Raw genomic sequence first — 20,609 nt, 5'->3', positions numbered from 1 at the left:
GCGGCCACTTCACAAGCAACCGGTTACGCAATCATTAAAGAGAAGGAGTAGTGATGCCGGCTGGTAGGCCCCAAAAAGAGTTCCACCAGTATCTTACGGAGCCCACTAATGCTCACGTAGGGCATGATGTATATATTGAATCTCCTGCAACGGCTTTTCTCTATTACGCAGTGCAAGCGAAAAAAACGGTGGACCTGTGTGCACGCAACCTTCCAACGTATAGTAGCGGGCGATATACGAAAGCATCGCTAAATGCCATGCAAAACTTGGTTGCTTCAATGTTACCAGCTTTGATGGGTCACTTCGAAACGTTTCAGAGGCACCTTTTCGCAGGCCTATTTGATCGCTCCGTTCATCTCCGAGATTTCTCTTCCGAACAGTTCTTTCGTAAGCTGAATGGAAACAGGGAAGTGACGGTTAATGTTGTCAGACTGGCCGCCCATAGGAATACCGGGGTGGGATCGGTTGGCATGTTAGTAGCGGATAGCCTAGGCGGGTGGCATGATCCGAGAAAGGTTAATGATCATTTTCAGGCATTCTTTAAGCGTTTCAATTTATTCGGGAACCATGACATAGAACGCCTTAGAGTTCTTTGGCAGCTGCGGCATTCCATAGTTCATACAGGCGGGACTTTAACTCTCGCTGACGCTCAAAAGGTAACGTCTCTGGAAAGATTTGGGGAAACGCGGATAGCATTTGAAAACAACTTCATATTCGAGACCGCTCGCAAGCTACATCCAATTGTAAAAAGATCAACGGAGCGGTTGCATGCCAAGGCCAAAGGGCAGCTTCTACCAAATCGAACGGAACAAGATTTACAGGACATCGAAAAATTCTTTGAGGTTCGCTCTCCTGTTACTGTTTGGTTTTAGTGGATGATTTTTTTAGAAAAGTGCTCCAGCGCGAAAGGAAAGACGCCGTTCCCCCCCCCCGTCGTTGCTGTGTGTCTCTTCTGCTGCTGAGCACCGCCGTTTCGCATTTAGTAGGAGGGAGTAGTGAGCCATTTTCCCGGCGGCTCCAAGAGTCGCGTGAACCGTGCCGGTGACAACGTACGCAAGGGGCAAGCGACGTTTGAGGACCTAAGTGTCATCGATGAGTGGCGCGCGGCTCACCGTCGCGTGCTCAATACATTTCAAGCAATTTTACGTACGCGGACCCAAGGCACACGTATTGTCGTTGGACAGCGACATAAACGAAAGGCTACGATTTTCGGAAAGTTGAACCGCCTACCCGACATGCAGCTTGCTCGCATGGACGATGTTGCCGGGTGCCGGTTGATATTTCAGTCTGTAGAGGATCTATACGCTTTCAGGGAAAGGTTTCACCGAGCACGGTTTAGGCATAGGCGACGGAACGCGCTCGACAAGTATGACTACATAAAGAACCCCAAGGAAACGGGCTACCGTGGTGTACACGACGTCTACAATTACGATGTTAACTCGACGACTGGCCGTTCTCTCCGCGGTTTAATGGTCGAAATCCAGTATCGCACTAACGTGCAGCACGCATGGGCTACCGCTGTCGAGGTTATAGGTTTTATAACGGAAAGCCAGCCCAAGTTCCAGGAAGGTGATCAGAGGTATCAGCATGTGATGGCACTTGCGAGTGAAGTTCTTGCAAGGGCGTTTGAGAACCGAACGGGTCCGTTCGCTCAGTTGAGCGACCAAGAGGTTGTGCGGCAATTTCTTGATGGGAATGAGGAGGTAAGTCTTCTGAATATGCTTCGGGGACTGAATTCCGCGAGCACTAATGTCTCTAAGAAGCGCAACACTATCCTGATATTCTCAGAATCTGGAGAATTACAGGTTCGCACGTATAAGGATTCGACGGATGCGCTCAGGGAGTTATTCGTTTTAGAGGAGGAAATGCCGGAGCATGACATCGTCTTGGTCAAAGCTGATACCTCTGAGGAAGTACGGTTTGCGTTTAAGAACTACTTCTCAGACGCTCAGGACTTCATAAACCTAGTTGAGGACGGTTGCGAACGGCTCTCAGGCAAAAAGCTGCATAAGCCCGCGTTGGCGAGCCAGCCCGTGCGGCAACCGTGATTCGCTGAACAAGGCGCAAAGCCCTGGAGCTGGCGTGGCCACTGAGCACGCCGCGGGGTACCGTCAAGAGAGTTGTAGCTCAAGGTGCGCGGCTAGGGGCTAGCGCGCCGCTAGAGCGTCGAGCAAGCCCACTCGCGCAGCGCGGTGCCGATAATCGAGCCAGTGACGGGGAAGACGACGAACACGCCTAGACCGATGCCGGCAAGCTGGTAGAGATAGTGCCGGTGGGTAAGGGCGTGGCGTCGCTTGCCCAGGGCATCGAGGCTCATGAAGGTGGCGAGCCCCGCGACAAAGGCGGGGATCACGGTGGCGGCGGTCAGCGCCCAGGCCAGGCCGTCGTCGAGGATGCAGTCGAGCCCGGTCATAGGCCGAGCATCAGGCCGAAGACCAAGGCCAGGGTGATGATATTGCAGACGGCCATCCGGCCGGGGTGATTCTCGTTGGCCCACATATTCCAGATGATGAACCCGAGTACGACGAGGAACTCCACGGCGCTCTCCGTGCGAGGGGGCGGCCGTGGAAGTATGGCAGATGCGAGGGTCGCTGCACTGCTGCACTGGTGCTGCAGCAGAGTGCAGCAGTTCGACTGGTCGGGACTGGTCGGGGTTTGTCAAAAACGTTGAAAAACAGGAACCTGGCGCGTAAAAAATTGATTAAAAAAGGGCCCGAAACGCACTCATAATGCGAAGGTCGGTGGTTCGACTCCACCCATAGCCACCAGATACCTTACCTGAGTCCTCCCCGTTTTATCCCCAAGTAATGGCCCGAGCGGCAAATGGCCAAAACCGCGGGGACGGCGGTGAGGCGTGCGAGGATTAGGGCCATCTGCGCTTTCCACCGCTGAATCTCCCTGTCTGGAGTGAGGCGCCAACGGCTACCAGGCTCCGTAGTATGATCCTGGTATACACGCGTCCGTGAGCCTGGTATGTCCCCACACCCCGCCCCATCCGACGAACGCCGCGGTCCCGCCGGGAGCGCGCTCGGCTATCTGGACTGGCTATTCAACCCCTTTCAGCGCCGCGATGCCCAGGCCGTCTACGACCTGCTCGGCACCGGTGCGATCACCGCCGAGGGACTCTATCTGAACCTGGGCTACTGGGCCGAGGAGGACGACCTGGATGCGGCCAGCGCTGCGCTGGCGCGGCTGGTGGCCGATACCGCCGGCTTCGGTCCGGAGGACACCGTCCTCGATGTCGGTTTCGGGTTCGCCGATCAGGACCTGCTCTGGGTGCGTAGTCACGAGCCGGCCCGGATCATCGGGCTGAACATCACCGCCTCCCAGGTGGCCGTGGCCCGGCAGCGGGTGGTCGAGGCCGGCCTAGAGGAACGCATCGAGCTCTGCGAGGGCTCGGCCACGGCCATGCCGCTGGCCGATGCGTCGGTGGACTGTGTGGTGGCCCTGGAGTCGGCCTTCCACTTCCAGACCCGGGCGGATTTCTTTGCCGAGGCGTATCGGGTCCTGCGCCCCGGCGGACGTCTGGTGACCGCCGACATCATCCCGCTGCCGCCGGCCAAGCGTGCCGTGGATCGGCTGCGTCAGCGCCTGTCCTGGTGGCTGGTGGCGAGCCGTTTCGCCATCCCCGAGGCCAACCGCTACACACGGCTCGCTTATCCCGGGTATCTGACCGCGGCCGGCTTCGTGGACGTGCACGTGCGCTCGATTCGCGAGCAGGTGTACGCGCCGCTGCACGCGTGGCTGCGGGCGCACCCGGAGACTCTCGAGCGGATTCATCCGGTGGCCCGTCTGCCGGCGCGCTGGGCGCGGCGGATGGATGCGGACCGGCTTTACGCCGGGTTGGACTACATCCTGGCCAGCGCCGTCCGGCCCTAGTGGGTGGGGGGCGAGGCACTTCGACGCCGACCCTGGTCCAGGCCACGCCTGAATCGGCTATCATGCCCCGATGACCATGGGAACGCACGACGAGGACAAGGTATTGCTGTCGGCCATCGATGATCCGGAGGATCTGCGGCGCCTGCCGCTGGAGCGATTGCCGGCCGTGGCCCAGGAGATGCGCGACTATCTGGTCGAGAGCGTCTCGCAGAGCGGGGGGCACCTCGCTGCCGGGCTCGGGGCCGTGGAGCTGACCCTCGCGCTTCACTACGCCCTGGACACCCCCCGCGACCGACTGGTCTGGGACGTGGGCCACCAGTGCTACGCCCACAAGGTGCTCACCGGCCGGCGCAGCCAGTTGCCCCGCATCCGCCAGGCCGGCGGTCCCGCCGGATTCCCCGTCCGCGACGAGAGCCCCTACGACGCCTTCGGGGTGGGCCACTCCTCGACGAGCATCAGCGCTGCCCTCGGCATGGCGCTGGCCGAGCGTGCTGGCGGCGAGCACCGGCGTTGCGCCGCGATCATCGGCGATGGTGGCCTCAGTGCCGGCGAGGCGCTCGAGGCGCTTAACCACGCCGGCGACGTGAAGGCCGATTTGCTGGTCGTGCTCAACGACAACGAGATGTCGATCTCGGAGAACGTCGGCGCCCTGTCCAACTACCTCACGCGGCTGCTCTCCGAGCCGCTGGCCGGGCAGTTGCGCCGGGGTGCGCGGGACATGCTCCGCTACCTTCCGCCGATCCACGAGCTGGCGCGGCGCACCGAGGGTCACGTCAAGGGGCTGCTGGCGCCGGCTACGCTCTTCGAGGAACTGGGCTTCCACTACTTCGGTCCGGTGGACGGGCACAACGTCGAGGGGCTGGTCCGCGTGCTGCGCAACCTGCGCGATCAGCCCGGACCGCGGCTGCTGCACGTGGTCACCCGCAAGGGCAAGGGCTACGCCCCGGCCGAAGAGGACCCCATCTCCTACCACGGCGTGAGCTGCTTCGACCCGGCCCGCGGGCTGACCAAGGGGGCGGCGAGCAAGCTCAATTACACCGATGTGTTCAGCCGTTGGGTCTGTCGCGCCGCCTGCACCGACGAGCGCGTGGTGGCGATCACCCCGGCGATGCGCGAGGGCTCCGGTCTGGTCGAGTACGCGCGGCGTTTCCCTGAACGCTACTTCGACGTTGGCATCGCCGAGCAGCACGCCGTCACCCTGGCCGCCGGATTGGCTTGCGAGGGCGCGCGGCCGGTGGTGGCCATCTATTCCACTTTCCTGCAGCGCGCCTACGATCAGGTCATCCATGACGTCGCCCTGCAGCGTCTGCCGGTGCTCTTTGCCGTGGATCGGGCCGGGATCGTCGGTGCCGACGGCGCCACCCACCAGGGCACCTACGACCTCAGCTACCTGCGCTGCATCCCGGATCTCACCGTCATGGCGCCGGCCGATGAGGCCGAGTGTTGGCGGATGCTGGCCACCGGGCTGACCCTCGACGGGGCCGCGGCGGTGCGCTACCCGCGCGGCACCGGCCCCGGCGTGGCACTGCCCGACGACATGGAACCAGTGCCGGTGGGCCGGGCCGAGGTGCGCCGCGAGGGGGGCAGCGGTGTCGCCCTGCTCGCTTTCGGCGCCCTGCTGCCGGTGGCCGAGGCGGTGGGCGAGGAGCTCGACGTCACGGTGGTGAACATGCGCTTCGTCAAGCCGCTGGACGAGGCGCTGCTGCGCCGGCTCGCCGGCGAACATCGGCACCTGGTGACGCTGGAGGAGAACGTCATCGCCGGCGGGGCCGGCAGTGGCGTGGCCGAGTGCCTGTCGAGTGCCGGCGTGCACACCCCGGTCACCCACCTGGGGCTGCCGGACGCTCCCGTGCATCATGGGGCGCGCGGTGACATCCTGGCCGAGCACGGTCTGGATCGCGACGGTGTCCGCAGGACGGTGCAGGGGCTACTCCAGCAATCGTAGCAAGGAGGCGCCATGCCCGAGGCTTCGCTGGTCGACCAGGCGCTGACGCGCAACAAGGCCCGGCATGAGCACTACGCCGGATTGGACTACATCCGCCTGACCGACGGCTTCTCCGGCTGGCCGCGGGGCACCGTGTTCCTCGGCGATCGTGCCGTACCCGGCTACCCCTCCATCGGTCGGGTGCTGAACCTCGAGCAGGGACTGGCGCAGCACTTCCGGGCCCCGTTTCACGCCGAGGAGAAGATCGATGGCTTCAACGTTCGCCTGATCCGTTACCGGGGCCAGGAGCTGGCCTTCTCCCGGGGTGGCTTCGTCTGCCCGTTCACCACCGACCGTCTGCCCGATCTGATCGACTCCGCCGTCTTCGACGCCGAGCCGGATCTGGTCATCTGCGCCGAGGTGGCCGGGCCGGGCAACCCCTACCTGGAGGGGCACCCCCCGGAGATCGACGAGGACGTGGCGCTGCTGGTCTTCGACCTGATGCGCTGGGACCGCGTCGAGTTCATGGAGGTCGAGGAGCGCCGCGATCTGCTCCGCGCGCATGGGTTGCCGGCGGTGCCGTATCACGGCCGCTTCACCGCCGATCAGGCCGGCGAGCTGCGCCAGGTGATCGCGGGGCTCGATGCCCGCGGGGTCGAGGGCGTGGTGCTCAAGGAGGAGGGCGACCGGCGCAAACGGGCCAAATACGTCACCCCGGCCTCGGTGGTGCAGGATCTCAGCGCCATGGGGGATGCGCTGCTCGACCTGCCCCCCGAGTACTTTACCAACCGGTTGATGCGCCTGGTTCTGATCCTTGAGGAGTCCCCGGAACTCGACCGTGAGACCCTGCGCACCGAACTCGGCGGGGCGCTGGTCGACCCGCTGCTCGATGCCGCCCGCGAACACCGTGAGACCCACAAGGTGGCCCACCACTTCTGCAGCCGGTTTCGCCACCGCGCCAACGCCGAGCGCTTCGCCGAGCACTTGCGCCGGGTGCCGCAGAGCCAGATCCACGCCACCGTGCGCAGCCTGGAGCAGGCCGCCGACGGCTACTGGGAGCTGCGCTTCGACAGGGTTTTCCCGCGCATCAGCGGGCTGCTGGGCAACTTCCTCAGCGGCGGGCAGGTCTACGACTAGGCGTACTCGTCCACCTGATGGTCGCTATCGCCGCTGCTGGACCGTCGCGCGCGGGCACGCTGGCCGCGGCGCAGCCGCTCATCCACCGCGTCCGGCCGCCCGGTCTCGTCGCCGGAGTGGCCGATCGGCTCGATACGCGGGTACGGGGCCACCGGCTGGATCTCAGCGATCCCCTCCAGTTGTCGGAGGCGGATATAGCGCTGCGTATCCCGGATCGGGGGGACATGGAACACGGCACCCTCCTTCGGCCTGGGGCCGGGCTGGTTACTTCCTAACCAGTGTAGCGGCGCCTGCGTCTGTTGACTTGAGTCACACCGGTGGCGAGCGGTCACGGCGTCCGCTACCAGTCCTCCTCTTCGTCCCAGTCCTCGTCATCCCAGTCGCCGTTTTCCCAGTCGTCATCGTCCCAGTCACCCCAGTCGTCTTCGCCGAGGCGCTCGCGACGGTTCTGCAGGTACGACTCGCGCATGAAGATGTAGGAGTCGGTGCCGGTCTCGGCCATGAGTTCGTCCAGCGAGAGCAGGGCTACCCGGGTATCGATGCCGGCGATGATCGGCACGGTGTAACGCTCCGGAGAGGGGATGTCCGCCCAGTGTGTGGGGCTGTGGTATTCACGACTGAAATACTGGGCCGCCAGGCCGCTGCTGTCGCGTGCCGTGCTCGGGCCGAGCAGCGGCAGGACCAGGTAGGGGCCCTCGGGGGCGCCCCAATGGCCCAGGGTCAGCCCAAGGTCGCTGCGCTCCCGCTCCAGGCCGGTGGCGCCAGCCACGTCGAATAGGCCCAGCACGCCGATGGTTGAATTGATGGCGAAGCGGGTGACGCTGCGTGTCCCGGCGCTGGCACGGCCTTGCAGCAGCTGGTTGCCGGCGTGAAACGGCTCGCGCAGGTTGTTGAGGAAATTGCTGATCGGGCGGCGCACTCCGCTGGGCACAGTGTCACGGTAGGCAACGGCCACCGGGCGGATGGCGTAGCGGTCGGCGACCTCATTGAAGGCGTGCACCCGGCGATTGAAACCCTCCAGCGGATCCCAGGTGCCCTGATCCCAGTCGTCGTAGGCGCCCCAATCGTCGTCATCCCAGGCCTCATCCTCGGTGGCCCACTCGTCCTCTCCGTTGGGATTGCCCGAATCCCCGGAGCTGGCGCAGGCGCCCAACAGCGGTAGCAGGGCCAGCAGCAGGGCCCCGTGCAGCAAGCCTCGTCTCATGAAGGGTCTCCGCAATCCGGTGGGGCCGGCGCTTGGGCCGCCGCGGCCCCCTTGCCCGGGTTGAGCAGGTTGTCGGGATCCAGGGCGCCCTTGATCCGCTGCATCAACTCCAGGCCCAGGGGGTCGGCGCAGCGGGCGACCTCGTCGCGCTTCGCCTGGCCGACGCCGTGCTCGGCGGCGACCGAGCCGCCATGGCGGCAGACCACATCGTGCACCGCCCGATGGAAGGCTTCGGCGCGTGCGCGGAAAGCCTCGGGCTTGGCGTCCGGCGGCTGGCTGAGGTTGAAGTGCAGGTTGCCGTCGCCCACGTGGCCGAAGATGCAGGGGCGGACGCCGGGGTCCAGCTCGGTCACGGCGGCCAGGGCCTCGGGAACGAACGCGGCGAGAGTGCCGGGGCGCACCGAGATGTCGTGCTTGATGCTCGCCCCGGCGCGTTTCTGACCATCAGGGATGGCCGTGCGCAGCCGCCACAGCCGTGCGGCGGCGGCCTCGGTGGGGGCGAGCAGGGCGTCGTCCAGGTCGCCGGCGGTCTCGGCCGGTTCCAGAGCTGCTGCCAGCGCCTCGTCCAGGTCCGCCCGCGGGTCGGCCGTGGCGAGTTCCAGCAGCAGGTACCAGGGGGAACCGGGCAGTGGGTTCTCCGGGGTATCGTCGAGCAGCTGGCCCATCCCCAGGGCCTCGGCGCTCATCAACTCGGCGCCGACCACCGCCTCGCCGCTCTCGGACTGGGCGGCCCGCACCAGGGGCAGGGCCGGCTCCAGCCGCGGCAGGGCGAGCAGCGCCACGCGGCGGCTGCGCGGCGGCGGGAGCAGGCGCAGGGCCGCGGCGGTGATGATGCCCAGCGTCCCCTCGGAGCCGATGAACAGATCGCGCAGGTCGTAGCCGCTGTTATCCTTGCGCAGCCCGCGCAGATCGCTCCAGATGCGGCCGTCGGCCAGCACGACCTCCAGGCCCAGGGCCAGGTTGCGGGCGTTGCCGTAGCGCAGCACGTTCAGCCCGCCGGCGTTGGTCGCCAGGTTGCCGCCGATCCGGCACTGCGCCTCGGAGGCGAGGCTCAGCGGGAAGAAGCGCTGCGCGTCGGCGGCGGCCTCCTGCAGGTGGGCCAGGGTGCAGCCGGCCTCGGCGACCAACAGTCCGTCGTCGGCGTCCAGGCTGCGGATGCGCTGCAGCCGCTCCAGGCTCACCACCACCTCGGTCTCGTGCCGGGGAGAGCCGCCGCCGACGGTGCCGGTGTTGCCCGACTGCGCCACCACCGCGGCGCCGTGCGTTCGGCACAGGGTGACGGCGGCGGCCGCGGACTCGGCGTCGGAGGGGCGGACCACCAGTCGCCCGCGGCCTGGAAACTGGCCGCGCTGCTCGGCCATGTAGGGGGCAGTGCGCGTGGGCTCGCTGAGGACGGCATCGGGGCCCAGGCGTGCGCGCAGTGCCTCGGCCAGCGGGTGTTCTGCGGTCTCGACCATGACCGGCATTATGCCGCTAGAGATAGGGGGACGCGAGCCAGCAGGCGGCGTCGCGGACCCGCTCCAGGGGCGGGCGCTGGCGCAGCTCCTCCTCGCTGATGCGGCGCGAGCGGGCTCGGATGCGTTGGCAGTCGGCGGCCATCTCGCCGGCGATGGTGCGGTCGTAGAACTCGGCGTTGAGCTCGAAGTTCAGCCGCAGGCTGCGCGGATCCATGTTCGAAGATCCGACCTGGGCGTAGCGCCGGTCCACGATGAACAGCTTGGTGTGGGCGAACGGCGGTGGCTGGTAGTAGATGTTCACCCCCCAGTGGATCAACTCGCCGAGCATGTGCCGTGTGGCCCAGTGGACGAAGGGCAGATTGTTCTGCTCGGGCAGCAGGACGTTGACCTCCACGCCGCGCAGTGCCGCCGCCTCCAGGGCGGTCATCAGTGAGCGCATGGGCAGGAAGTAGGGCGTGACCACCCAGATCTCCTCGCGGGCCGCCGACAGGGCGCCGATCAGCGTCATGACTAGCCGGTCCAGGTCCTCGTTGGGTCCGTCGGTGATGATCCGGCTCAGGGCGCCGTCCACGTGGGGTCTGCCGCGGTGTGTGGTCCCTCGCTCCTCGCCGGTGGTGAACGCCCAGTCCTCCAGAAAGACCTGCTCCATCTGGCTGACCACGGGGCCGTCGACTAAGAAGTGGATGTCCGCTACGCGGTGCTCGCGGTCGGACTGCAGCAGGTGGCGGTCGCCCAGGTTCATGCCGCCGGTAAAGCCGGTCTGGCTGTCGACCACCAGAATCTTGCGGTGGTTGCGCAGGTTGATCGACAGTTGCGGCGGCAGCAGCCGCGGGGGCAGGAAGCGGGCCACCGGCACCCCGGTGCGACGGAGCAGCCGGCTGGCGCGGGGCCAGGAATAGAGTTCGCCGACACCGTCGATGAGCACCCGCACGTCGACCCCACGGCGGTGCGCAGCGGTGAGGGCACGGATGAACTGCCGCCCGCTGGTGTTGCTCTCGAAGATGTAGGTGCTCAGGAAGATCGTCCGCTGCGCCGCGTCGATCGCCTCGAGCATGGTCGGATAGGCCTGCTCACCGTTGCGCAGGGCCTGGACCCGGTTGCCGTACTCCAGCGGCCGCCCGGTGACGGCATCGGAGATGCGGATCTGCTCGGCGTACTCAGGGCCCAACGAGGGGCTGTGGGTCTCCATGGACGGCCCGGGGCTGGGCGGGATGCGCTCCTCAGCCACCAGCTTGCGGGCTCGGGTCTCGACGCGGTTGATGCCGAAGACGTAGTAGAGGAGGGCTCCACCGACGGGGAAGATGATGCACACCGCCATCCAGGACGCGGCCACCTGGGGCTCGCGTTTGGTCAGCAGGGCGTGTACGGCGGCCGCCGGGCCGACGACCGCGGCGATTACGCTGGCGGCGGCGAGTATCCAGGCTGCGGCGTCCATGGGCGCCTAGTCTCGACCTTTTCGCCGCGGTTGGGAAGACGGGCTGCGCGGTTGAGTGGGCCGTCTGCTTTGGATTAGACTAATTCTGTATTCTTCCGCACTTCCGCCCGCGGACAAGGACCCGAAATGACCCAAACCCGAGACAATTCGATCCTCAGCGAGGAGCAGGGTGCCGGCTATCTGCGTGCGGTGGGGCTGCGCCCGACCCAGCAGCGGTTGGCCCTCGCCGGTCTCCTGTTCTCCGGCGAGGATCGCCACGTGACCGCCGAATCCCTCTACGAAGAGGCCACGGCCCAGGGTGTCAAGGTCTCGCTGGCCACCGTGTACAACACCCTGAACCAGTTCAAGGACGCCGGCCTCCTGCGCGAGGTCATCGTTCACTCTGGCAAGTCGTACTTCGACACCAAGACCGAGGCCCACCATCACCTCTACGACGAGGACAGCGGCGAGATCGAGGACGTCCACCTGCAGGTGGATGAGCAGGAGGTCCGGCGTAAGGTCCAGGTCCCCGAGGGCAAGCAGATCTCTGGCGTGGATATCGTCGTGCGCCTGCGTACGGACCGCGGTTAGCCCGGCCGCCGTTGCCGTTGTGGCCTGCCGGGCCCGTGCCGCCGGGCTCAGCGCGCCAAGAGTTCCGCCAGGCGCTCGGCCTGGAGGCGCTGCTGGCGTCGGCAGGTCAGCCGCTGCGCCTCGACCAGCGTGCGTAGCTCCCCCAGCGCCTGGCCGAAGGTGTCGTTGATCACCAGGTAGTCGTACTCGGCGTAGTGGGCGATCTCGTCCACCGCTTCGGCCAGGCGGCGCTCGATCACTTCTGCACTGTCCTGGCCGCGTTCGCTCAGCCGGCGGCGCAGCTCCGTCCGGGAAGGCGGCAGGATGAACACCGACACTGCCTCGGGCAGCACCGCGCGCACTTGCTGCGCCCCCTGCCAGTCGATCTCCAGAATCACATCCGCGCCGGCGTCCAGGCGCGCCTCGACGGCGTCCTGCGACGTGCCGTAGAGGTTTTCGAAGACCCGCGCGTACTCTAGGAACCGGCCCGCCTCGACCCGCTCCAAGAACTGCGCCTCGTCGAAGAAGTGGTAGTCCACGCCGTCGCGCTCGCCCGGGCGCGGTGCGCGCGTGGTGCTGGAGACTGATAGCTCCAGACCGGGAACCTGCTCGAGCAGGGCCCGGACCAGGCTGGTCTTCCCGGCGCCGGAAGGCGCCGAGACGATGAACAGGTTGCCGCGTGGGGGCGTGGGCTTACTCGACATTCTGCACCTGCTCACGCATCTGTTCGATCAGGACCTTAAGGTCCAGGGCGGCGCTGCTGCTGGCCACATGGCCCGATTTCGAGGCGATGGTGTTGGCCTCGCGGTTGAGCTCCTGCATCAGGAAGTCGAGACGCCGGCCCACCGGCTCGGCGGCCTCCAGCAGGCGCAGAACCTCCTGGAGGTGCGTGCCGAGGCGCTCCAGCTCCTCGTCGATATCCTGTCGCTGGGCGATGTAGGCCAGCTCCTGCTCCAGGCGGCCCGGGTCGGCGGGCGCCGGGAGTTCGTCCAGGCGCGCGGTGAGCCGCTCGCGGATGCGCTGGTTGATCGTGCCGCGCTGCTCGGCCAGTTCCGCGACGATGTCGCGAGCGCTCTCAGCGCGGGCGCGAATGTGCTCGGCCAGCTGCTCCCCTTCGCGTCGCCGGGTGTCGCGCAGCCCTTCCAGGGCGTCGTCAAGCAGGGCGACAGCGGCCTCGCGCACCGGCTCCAGGTCCACCGCCGGCTCGCCGAGCACGCCCGGAAAGCGCAGGATCTCCGCGGTGGACGCCGGCTGGGCCGAGTTCCCGAAACGCCGGCCGATCTCCGCGGCGATCCGTGATAGCTCGTCCACCCGCTGCCAGTCCACGTCCAGCCCGCCCTGGCCGGTGGCCTCGAGGCTGAAGCGCAGGGTGCACTCCAGCTTGCCGCGGCCGAGCCGCTGGCGTGCACGCTCACGCACCTGCGGCTCGATGGCGCGCAGCTCATCCGGCAGGCGCGGGTGGAGCTCCAGATACCGGTGGTTGACCGAGCGCAGCTCCCAGGTCAGGCGGCCGGAGCGCCCCCCCCAGTCCCCCTGCGCCTCGCGTCGTTCGAAGGCGGTCATGCTGTGGATCAACGGTGCGACCTCCGGCCGGCGGGTAGGACGCAAATGCTAATCGCTTCGGTGGTGTCCATGCCAGGGCACGGCCGCGGTGTTACTGCTGATCCGCGAAACGGTGCACGAGCCGCGCGGCGTGGTCGATCTCGCCGGTGAGGATCTCCATCCGCTCGCCGGCGCGGTCGGTGCACTGCTGTACCTGCTGCGCCAGCTGGTCGATGTTGCTGATGTTGCGGTTGACCTCCTCGGCCGTGGCGCTCTGCTCTTCGGTGGCACTGGCGATCTGCATGCTCATCTCCTGCATGGAAGAGACCGCCTGATTGATCGCCTCCAGCGCTCCGCGGGCTTCGTCGGAGAGGGCCAGGGTGTGCTCGGCGCGCTCGCTGCTCTCGTTCATCGCGGCCACGGCCCGCCCGGTGCCCTCCTGCAGGGAGTCGATGATGCCCTTGATCTCCTGGGTCGAGGACGAGGTGCGGTCGGCCAGGACCCGCACTTCCTCGGCGACCACCGAGAAGCCGCGGCCGACCTCGCCGGCCCGCGCCGCCTCGATGGCGGCGTTGAGCGCCAGTAGGTTGGTCTGCTCGGTGATCTGCTGGATCAGGTCCAGGGCGGTGCCGATACGATCGGTCTCCTGGGCCAGTTGATGGGTGATCTCCGAGGAGCCGCGCACCCGCTCGACCAGCTCGCGGACCGCATCGGCGCTCTGCTGCACCGTCTGCATGCCGTGGTGGGTCTGGCTCTGCGCCTGCTCGCTGGTCTCCGCCCCCATGGAGGCGTTACGGGCCACCTCTTGGACGCTCTGCGACATCTCCTCCATGGCCGTGGCCACCTGCTGGGTCTCTGCCGTCTGCCGCTGGGCCTGGCTGCGTGCCTCGCCGATGGCCTCGCCGGCCTCGTTGCGCACCGTCTGCAGGTGATCGGTCACGCTGGCCAGGCGCCTGGGCACGGCGGTCATCTCGGTCTGCAGCTGGAGCATGGCCAGCCGCAGGCGACCAACCTCATCCCGGCGATTGGTGTAGAGTCGCTCGGCCAGCGGATCGTCGACCAGGTGCCGGGCTGCCTCGACCGCCTGGTTCAATGGCCGCCAGAGGTAGGCGGCGCCGCCGGCGGCCAGGGCCGTAGCGGTCAGCGTGACCGCGGCCAGGGCGGCGGTGCCCAGGCCGGCCGCGCTGGCCGCCACGGCGGCTGCGGGGGCCGGCAGGAGCAGGGCGAGTAGCCGCTCGCGGAGTCCGAAACGATGCGCCGGCCGCGGCACCGGGGCGACCTCGCCCTTGTCCGGTTCGGCGGCGCGAACCTGCGCATAGACGGCGGTGGCCCGCTCCACCGCCGCCTCGGAGGGTGGGGCGGTGCGCACCGACTGGATCTCGACGATCTCCCCCCGGGCATCGAGCACCGGGGTCGCATAGGCGTGGACCCAGTAGTGATCCCCGTTCTTGCAGCGGTTCTTGACCAGCCCCATCCACGAGCGCCCGGATTGCAGCGTCGCCCACATCTCGTAGAATGCCGTGCGCGGCATGTCCGGGTGGCGGATCATGTTGTGCGGCTGGCCGATCAGTTCATCGCGGCGGTAGCCGCTGATCTGCTCGAATGTCTCGTTGACGTAGGTGATCCGCCCCTTCGGGTCGGTGGTCGAGAGGATGGTGGCGCCTCGGGGGATGGCCACCCTGCGCTGCGTGACGGGCTCGTTGATGCGCATGGACGCTCCTTGGGAACAGGTGCAGGCGCGCGCCTCCGCCGGCTCTCTTGCGCCGGTGCGGTGCGCCGCCCTGGCACCGGGAGCGCAGCGCCGTAGAAACCCCAGCCCGTATAATCCATTACCCGGGCAACCACGTCCATACTCTCCACCTGGGGCTGCGACCACGCTGCCCCCCATCAGCAGGAGGCACTATGCGCCCAAGCGGTCGACGGGCCGACGAGCTTCGCCCGATCTCCATCCAGCGACAGTTCACCAAGCACGCCGAGGGGTCGGTGCTCATCGGTTTCGGGGACACACGTGTGCTGTGCACGGCCAGCGTCGAGGCGCGTGTGCCGCCCTGGCTGCGCGGGCAGGGGCGCGGCTGGGTCACCGCCGAGTACGGCATGCTGCCGCGCTCGACCCACACCCGCTCGGATCGTGAGGCCGCCCGGGGCAAGCAGCAGGGACGGACCGTCGAGATCCAGCGCTTGATCGGCCGCTCGCTGCGGGCCGCTGTTGATCTGCAGGGGCTGGGCGAACGCAGTGTGGTGGTCGACTGCGACGTGCTGCAGGCCGATGGTGGCACGCGGACGGCGGCGATCACGGGCGCCTTCGTGGCCCTGACCGACGCCCTCGACGGGTTGGTTCGCCAGCGCGCCCTTTCGGCTTCTCCGCTCCACGGGCAGGTGGCGTCGGTCTCGGTGGGGGTCTATCGCGGCGAGCCGGTGCTCGATCTGGACTACGCCGAGGACGGTGAGGCCGAGACGGACATGAACGTGGTGATGAACGATGCCGGCGCTTTCATCGAGCTGCAGGGCACCGCCGAGGGGCACGCCTTCCGGCGTGACGAACTCGAGCGCATGCTCACCCTGGCCGAGAAGGGCGTCGGCGAGCTGTTGCAGCATCAGCAGGAGGCACTGGCGACATGAAGATCGTGCTGGCCACCGGCAATGCCGGCAAGATTGCCGAGATGACCCGCATGCTCCAGGGCTACGACGCCGAGGTGGTCAGCCAGGGGCACCTGGGTATCGACTCCCCGGCCGAGACCGGGCTGACCTTCGTCGAGAATGCATTGATCAAGGCGCGCCACTGCGCCGAGCGCAGCGGCCTGCCCGCGGTCGCCGACGACTCCGGGCTCGCCGTTCCGTCCCTCGGTGGCGAGCCCGGCATCTATTCGGCGCGCTACGCCGGCAGCGATGCCGGTGACGCCGCCAACATCGAGCGGCTGCTCGCCGAGCTGCGTGAGCGCGGCGATGGCAGCCGGCGTGGTACCTTCCACTGCGTCATGGTCTATCTGCGCCACGCCGCCGACCCCGCGCCGCTGGTCGCTCACGGCAGCTGGACGGGGCGGATCGTCGAGACCCCGCGCGGTCAGCACGGTTTCGGTTACGACCCGGTCTTCGAGGATCCGGAGCTCGGCCGGACCGCCGCCGAGCTGGATGCCCCCGAGAAGGACGCCCGTAGCCACCGCGGCCAGGCGCTGCGCGGGCTGATCCAGGGCATCGCTGCGGAGGTGGCCGGGTGAACTGGTCACGGCCATGACCACCGGCGCCGGGGTGCGGCTGCCGCCGCTGGCGGTCTACATCCACCTGCCCTGGTGCCTGCAGCGCTGCGGCTACTGCGATTTCAATGCCCACGCCCTGCGCGGTGAACTCCCGGCCGGCGCCTATCGGGCCGCTCTGGGCCGGGAGCTGCGCCGCCAGGCGCCGGCGGCGCTCGGCCGCCGGGTGGCCAGTGTGTTCATCGGCGGGGGCACGCCGAGCCTCTTCCCGCCGGCGGTGATCAGCGAACTGCTGGGCGACCTCGATGCGCTCCTCGGCTTCGAGCCGGGGGCCGAGATCACCCTGGAGGCAAACCCCGGCGCCAACGAGACGGCCCGGCTGCGGGGCTTCCGCCAGGCCGGCGTGACCCGCCTGTCGCTCGGGGTGCAGACCCTGGATGACACGCTGCTGGCCCGTCTGGGGCGGATCCACGACGCCGCCGCCGCGCGCGAGGCAGTGGCCGAGGCGCGCAGCGCCGGTTTTAACGGCGTCAACGTCGATCTCATGTACGGCCTGCCCGGGCAGGAAGTCGCCGGGGCCGAGGCCGACGTGGCCGCGGCCATCGAGCTGGGGGTGGATCACCTCAGTCATTACCAGCTGACCATCGAGCCGGATACGCCCTTCGGGCGCCGCCCACCGCCGGGGCTGCCCGGGGAGGACACGTTGCTGGCGATGGAGGTGGCGTGCCGCCGGCGGCTGGCGGAGGCGGGGCTGGAGCGCTACGAGGTCTCGGCCTTCGCCCGTTCGGGTCAGCGTAGTGTCCACAACCTCGGTTACTGGACGTTCGGCGACTACCTAGGGGTGGGGGCCGGGGCGGCCGGCAAGCTCACCGACCCTGACGGCCGCGTGCGGCGCACGCGCCAGCGCCACTCGCCGCGGGCCTGGATGGCCGCCGCCGGCAGCGAGCGGGCCGATGCCGAGTGCATCAAGCTGACGCCGTCGGAACAGGCCTTCGAGGTCCTGCTCAACGGTCTACGCCTGCGGCAGGGGCTCCCAGAGCGTTTGGCCGTGGCGCGCAGTGGCTGCACCCGCGCGGCACTGCGCGCCTGGCTGGCGCCGCTATGCAGCCGCGGCTGGCTGACGTGGAGCGAGGGCCGGATCCGCGCCAGCGAAACCGGCTACGAGATGCTCGATACCCTGCTTTTGGAACTGCTGCCCGGCCCGCCGGATGCGCACCGCGCCAGCGAGAGACCTTCCTCGCAGGGCGGCAACGCGCTAAAATAACATGTCAATCTGCTGAATTGTGTCTGGAGGAGCGCGATGGCTCGCGTCACCGTAGAGGATTGCCTGGACAACGTGGACAACCGCTTCGAGCTCGTGCTCGCCGGCGCCAAGCGGGCCCGGCAGCTGGCCAAGGGCATCGAGCCGTTGGTCGACTGGGAGAACGACAAGCCGACAGTGGTGGCGCTGCGCGAGATCGCCGCCGGCCACGTCACCTCCGAGATCCTGACCGGCGCCGAGGATAACGCGGCGGAGAGCCTGAGCCTGGGTGGCTTCAGCGCCGCCGACGTCGAGGCCGAGGTCGGCGGCGGCCCCGTGCAGCCGGATCCGGGCGCCAGCCAAGAGCGCTCCTTCGACGAGTCGGCGGAGGACGCCGGGACGGGGTCCGGTGATTCCGATCCGACCACCTGAGAGACCGGTCCGGGAAATGTATGGCGCGCGCCGCGAGTGTCATCAACGCCGGTGAATCGGCGTCGGCTTCCGACCCGGAGCGGCGCATCCAGGAAGTCTGTGCCCTGCTCGAGCGCTACCTCGAGCCCCACCAGATCGAACAGGTCCGCGAGGCCTACCGGTTCAGCGCCGCCGCCCACGAGGGGCAGCGGCGCCGCTCCGGCGAGCCCTACATCACGCACCCGATCGCCGTCGCCCGCATCCTCGCCGAGATGCGCCTCGATGCCGAGGCGGTCGTGGCCGCACTGCTCCACGACGTCATCGAGGACACCCCCACCGCTAAGGAGGGGATCGCCGAGCGCTTTGGCGAACAGGTGGCCGAGCTCGTCGACGGGGTCTCCAAGCTAGGCGCCATCGACTTCCAGAGCAAGGAGGAGGCGCAGGCGGAGAGCTTTCGCAAGATGATCCTGGCCATGGCCCAGGACATCCGCGTCATCCTGATCAAGCTTGCCGACCGCCTCCACAACATGCGCACGATCTGGATCATGCGTCCGGAGAAGCGCCGCCGCATCGCCCGCGAGACCCTCGACATCTACGCCCCCATCGCCCAGCGCCTGGGTATCAACAGCCTGCGCACCGAGCTCGAGGACCTGGGCTTTGCCGCCCACTACCCGCTGCGCTACCGGGCGCTCAAGGAGAAGCTCGCCCGGCAGCGCGGGCGGCGCGGCGTGATCCTCGACACCGTTTGCGATCAAGTGCGTACGCGCCTAGAGCAGGCCGGGATCCACGCCGACGTGGCCGGCCGCGAGAAGCACCTGTGGTCTATCTACTGCAAGATGGTCCACAAGCAGCTCAATTTCCGCGACGTCTTCGACGTCTACGGCTTCCGGGTGGTCGTCGACACCGTCGACGAGTGTTATCGCGTGCTCGGCATCCTCCACGGGCTCTACAAACCTCGGCCGGGTCGGATCAAGGACTACATCGCTATCCCCAAGGCCAACGGCTACCAGTCGCTGCACACCACCCTGGTCGGCCCGCACCGCATCCGCCTCGAGGCGCAGATCCGCACCCGCGACATGCACGCCGTGGCCGAGTCGGGCATCGCCGCGCACTGGTTCTACAAGGACGCTGGCGAGAGCGGCAACACGGCCCAGGTGCGGGCCCGGCAGTGGGTCAAGGACCTGCTCGAGATGCAGCGCAGCGTCGGGACCTCCGAGGAGTTCATCGAGAGCGTCAAGATCGACCTGGTCCCCGACGAGATCTACGTCTTCACCCCCAAGGGCGACATCCTCGAACTGCCGAGCAACGCCACGCCCGTGGACCTGGCCTACGCGATCCACTCCGACGTGGGCAACTCCTGCATCGCCGCCAAGGTCGACCACCGCCTTACGCCGCTGCGCACTCCGCTGCAGAGCGGGCAGATGGTCGAGATCATCACCGCCCCGGTGGGGCGCCCCAATCCGGTGTGGCTCGATTTCGTGGTCACCGCCAAAGCGCGCACCGCCATCCGCCACGCGCTCAAGCGGCTGCGCGATGACGAGGCCATCGAACTCGGCCGGCGCATGGTCGAGCGCGCCCTCTCGGCGCTGTCGGTGGACCTCGACGCCCTCGATCCCGGGCGTGTCGACGAGGCCCTGGCCGGCACCGGCTTGGCCAGCCTCGACGACCTATTCCGCGATGTCGGCCTGGGCAACCGGGTCCCGTGGCTGGTGGCGCAGCAGCTCAGCGGCCTGGAGCAGGGCGAGGTCGAGCTCGAAGAGCGCCCCGATGAGCCCGAGCCCCACGGCACCCTGACCATCCGCGGCAACGAGGGCACCGTGGTCTCCTTCGCGCGCTGCTGCCGGCCGATCCCCGGCGACCCGATCGTCGGCTTCGTCAGCACCGGCCGGGGCGTGGTCATCCACCACCGCGACTGCAAGAACGTGGCCAGCCAGCGCAAACGTTCGGAGAGCTGGGTGGATGTGGACTGGGAGGCTGATGTCGACGCCGAGTTCCCCACCCTGATCGGCATCGACGTGGTCAACGAGCGCGGCGCGCTGGCCCAGCTCGCCCACGGCATCTCGGAGCAGGGGGCGAGCATCGAGAACGTCACCATCGAGGAGCGCGACGGTATGATCGCCACCGTCCGCTTCCTGATCCTGGTGCGTGACCGCCGCCACCTGGCGGCCGTGGTGCGCCATCTGCGGGCCATGCCGCCGGTGCAGCGCATCGTGCGCAAGAAAGACGGTTAAGGAGAGAGAGCGCCCATGTCCCGAGAAACCATCCACACCGAGGCCGCGCCGGCCGCCATCGGCCCCTACAGCCAGGCGGTGCGGGCCGGGGATTTCGTCTATATCTCCGGGCAGATCCCGCTGGATCCGCAGACCGGTGAGCTCGTCGGCGCCGACATGCACAGCCAGGTGGCCCGCGTCTTCGAGAACCTCGGTGCCGTCGCCGAGGCCGCCGGCGGCACTCTGGCCGACGCCGTGCGCATCGCCATCTACCTCACCGACCTGAGCCACTTCGCCCTGGTCAACGAGGTGATGACCCAATACCTCTCCGAGCCCTACCCGTCGCGGGCCGCCCTCGGCGTGGCCGCCCTGCCCAAGGGGGCGGCGGTGGAGATGGACGCCGTGCTCTACCTGCCCCGGGAGGGCTGAA

Annotated in this window: 21 protein-coding genes and 1 tRNA gene; 13 read left to right on the top strand and 9 right to left on the bottom strand. The window is 67.6% G+C overall.

Annotation, left to right across the window (positions count from 1 at the left end; all coding sequences use genetic code 11):
* Positions 1-53 precede the first annotated feature (53 nt).
* Both CCR79_RS05515 and CCR79_RS05510 read left to right on the top strand, forming a co-directional pair.
* Positions 54-872, top strand: coding sequence for a hypothetical protein (locus CCR79_RS05515; protein WP_201169636.1), 819 nt, complete (start codon positions 54-56; stop codon positions 870-872).
* A gap of 123 nt (positions 873-995) precedes the next feature.
* Complete coding sequence (locus tag CCR79_RS05510) at positions 996-2,048, top strand: RelA/SpoT domain-containing protein (protein WP_345941481.1); 1,053 nt, start codon at positions 996-998, stop codon at positions 2,046-2,048.
* A 110-nt stretch (positions 2,049-2,158) separates the two neighbouring features.
* Here CCR79_RS05510 and CCR79_RS05505 read toward each other — a convergent pair whose 3' ends face one another.
* Both CCR79_RS05505 and CCR79_RS13810 read right to left on the bottom strand, forming a co-directional pair.
* On the bottom strand, positions 2,159-2,413 hold the full coding sequence (locus tag CCR79_RS05505; protein ID WP_201169634.1) for a hypothetical protein: 255 nt from the start codon (positions 2,411-2,413) through the stop codon (positions 2,159-2,161).
* On the bottom strand, positions 2,410-2,538 hold the full coding sequence (locus CCR79_RS13810; RefSeq protein WP_255772038.1) for a hypothetical protein: 129 nt from the start codon (positions 2,536-2,538) through the stop codon (positions 2,410-2,412). The genes CCR79_RS05505 and CCR79_RS13810 overlap by 4 nt, the downstream gene beginning before the upstream one ends.
* A gap of 146 nt (positions 2,539-2,684) precedes the next feature.
* On the opposite strand from CCR79_RS13810, the gene CCR79_RS05500 reads away from it, so the two are divergent.
* From CCR79_RS05500 to CCR79_RS05485, 4 genes are all read left to right on the top strand, one after another.
* A tRNA-Ser gene (locus CCR79_RS05500) sits at positions 2,685-2,768 on the top strand.
* Positions 2,769-2,973: 205 nt separating this feature from the next.
* Positions 2,974-3,879, top strand: a complete 906-nt coding sequence (locus tag CCR79_RS05495) for a class I SAM-dependent methyltransferase (RefSeq protein WP_201169633.1) — start codon at positions 2,974-2,976, stop codon at positions 3,877-3,879.
* Between the two features lie 76 nt (positions 3,880-3,955).
* Positions 3,956-5,824 (top strand): 1-deoxy-D-xylulose-5-phosphate synthase, encoded by a 1,869-nt coding sequence (gene dxs, locus CCR79_RS05490; protein WP_370641495.1) that lies wholly within the window; start codon positions 3,956-3,958, stop codon positions 5,822-5,824.
* 12 nt (positions 5,825-5,836) lie between these two features.
* Entirely contained in the window at positions 5,837-6,940 is a 1,104-nt protein-coding gene (locus CCR79_RS05485; RefSeq protein ID WP_201169631.1) for an RNA ligase, read from the top strand.
* Here CCR79_RS05485 and CCR79_RS05480 read toward each other — a convergent pair.
* The 4 genes from CCR79_RS05480 to CCR79_RS05465 form a co-directional block, all read right to left on the bottom strand.
* Complete coding sequence (locus CCR79_RS05480) at positions 6,937-7,173, bottom strand: hypothetical protein (RefSeq protein WP_201169629.1); 237 nt, start codon at positions 7,171-7,173, stop codon at positions 6,937-6,939. The genes CCR79_RS05485 and CCR79_RS05480 overlap by 4 nt on opposite strands.
* Positions 7,174-7,280: 107 nt before the next feature.
* The gene (locus CCR79_RS05475) at positions 7,281-8,144 is read right to left on the bottom strand and encodes an MlaA family lipoprotein (RefSeq protein WP_201169627.1); all 864 of its coding nucleotides are present in this window, start codon (positions 8,142-8,144) and stop codon (positions 7,281-7,283) included.
* A complete protein-coding gene (locus CCR79_RS05470) occupies positions 8,141-9,601 on the bottom strand; it encodes an FAD-binding oxidoreductase (RefSeq protein ID WP_242510832.1) in 1,461 nt (486 codons plus the stop codon). The genes CCR79_RS05475 and CCR79_RS05470 overlap by 4 nt, the downstream gene beginning before the upstream one ends.
* Positions 9,602-9,617: 16 nt before the next feature.
* Positions 9,618-11,036, bottom strand: coding sequence for a phospholipase D-like domain-containing protein (locus tag CCR79_RS05465; protein ID WP_201169624.1), 1,419 nt, complete (start codon positions 11,034-11,036; stop codon positions 9,618-9,620).
* 126 nt (positions 11,037-11,162) lie between these two features.
* Here CCR79_RS05465 and irrA point away from each other — a divergent pair, with 126 nt between their 5' ends.
* A complete protein-coding gene (irrA, locus tag CCR79_RS05460) occupies positions 11,163-11,606 on the top strand; it encodes an iron response transcriptional regulator IrrA (protein WP_201169622.1) in 444 nt (147 codons plus the stop codon).
* 47 nt (positions 11,607-11,653) lie between these two features.
* On the opposite strand, the gene gmk is transcribed toward irrA, so the two are convergent.
* The 3 genes from gmk to CCR79_RS05445 all read right to left on the bottom strand — a co-directional run bounded on the left by gmk (position 11,654) and on the right by CCR79_RS05445 (position 14,838).
* Positions 11,654-12,289, bottom strand: coding sequence for a guanylate kinase (gmk, locus tag CCR79_RS05455; RefSeq protein WP_201169620.1), 636 nt, complete (start codon positions 12,287-12,289; stop codon positions 11,654-11,656).
* A complete protein-coding gene (locus CCR79_RS05450) occupies positions 12,279-13,148 on the bottom strand; it encodes a YicC/YloC family endoribonuclease (protein ID WP_242510831.1) in 870 nt (289 codons plus the stop codon). Before CCR79_RS05450 ends, gmk begins: the two co-directional genes overlap by 11 nt.
* A 91-nt stretch (positions 13,149-13,239) precedes the next feature.
* Positions 13,240-14,838 carry a methyl-accepting chemotaxis protein gene (locus CCR79_RS05445; protein WP_201169617.1) on the bottom strand — a complete coding sequence of 533 codons (1,599 nt, stop codon included), beginning with the start codon at positions 14,836-14,838 and terminating at the stop codon, positions 13,240-13,242.
* Between the two features lie 191 nt (positions 14,839-15,029).
* On the opposite strand from CCR79_RS05445, the gene rph reads away from it, so the two are divergent.
* From rph to CCR79_RS05415, 6 genes are read left to right on the top strand one after another with little or no spacing between them, the layout of a single operon-like run.
* On the top strand, positions 15,030-15,746 hold the full coding sequence (rph, locus tag CCR79_RS05440; RefSeq protein ID WP_201169615.1) for a ribonuclease PH: 717 nt from the start codon (positions 15,030-15,032) through the stop codon (positions 15,744-15,746).
* The gene (gene rdgB / locus CCR79_RS05435) at positions 15,743-16,342 is read left to right on the top strand and encodes an RdgB/HAM1 family non-canonical purine NTP pyrophosphatase (protein ID WP_201169612.1); all 600 of its coding nucleotides are present in this window, start codon (positions 15,743-15,745) and stop codon (positions 16,340-16,342) included. The genes rph and rdgB overlap by 4 nt, the downstream gene beginning before the upstream one ends.
* Positions 16,343-16,355: 13 nt before the next feature.
* On the top strand, positions 16,356-17,582 hold the full coding sequence (gene hemW / locus CCR79_RS05430; protein WP_201169611.1) for a radical SAM family heme chaperone HemW: 1,227 nt from the start codon (positions 16,356-16,358) through the stop codon (positions 17,580-17,582).
* A 36-nt stretch (positions 17,583-17,618) separates the two neighbouring features.
* On the top strand, positions 17,619-17,990 hold the full coding sequence (gene rpoZ, locus CCR79_RS05425) for a DNA-directed RNA polymerase subunit omega (protein ID WP_201169610.1): 372 nt from the start codon (positions 17,619-17,621) through the stop codon (positions 17,988-17,990).
* Between the two features lie 20 nt (positions 17,991-18,010).
* Positions 18,011-20,200, top strand: a complete 2,190-nt coding sequence (gene spoT, locus CCR79_RS05420) for a bifunctional GTP diphosphokinase/guanosine-3',5'-bis pyrophosphate 3'-pyrophosphohydrolase (RefSeq protein WP_201169609.1) — start codon at positions 18,011-18,013, stop codon at positions 20,198-20,200.
* A gap of 15 nt (positions 20,201-20,215) precedes the next feature.
* Positions 20,216-20,608, top strand: a complete 393-nt coding sequence (locus CCR79_RS05415; RefSeq protein WP_201169608.1) for a RidA family protein — start codon at positions 20,216-20,218, stop codon at positions 20,606-20,608.
* Position 20,609 lies beyond the last annotated feature (1 nt).

It is taken from the genome of Halorhodospira halophila, from assembly GCF_016653405.1.
Classification (GTDB): Bacteria; Pseudomonadota; Gammaproteobacteria; order Nitrococcales; family Halorhodospiraceae; genus Halorhodospira; species Halorhodospira halophila_A.
Note: the sequence above shows the minus strand (reverse complement) of the source record. Positions and strands in the feature narration are given on the sequence as shown.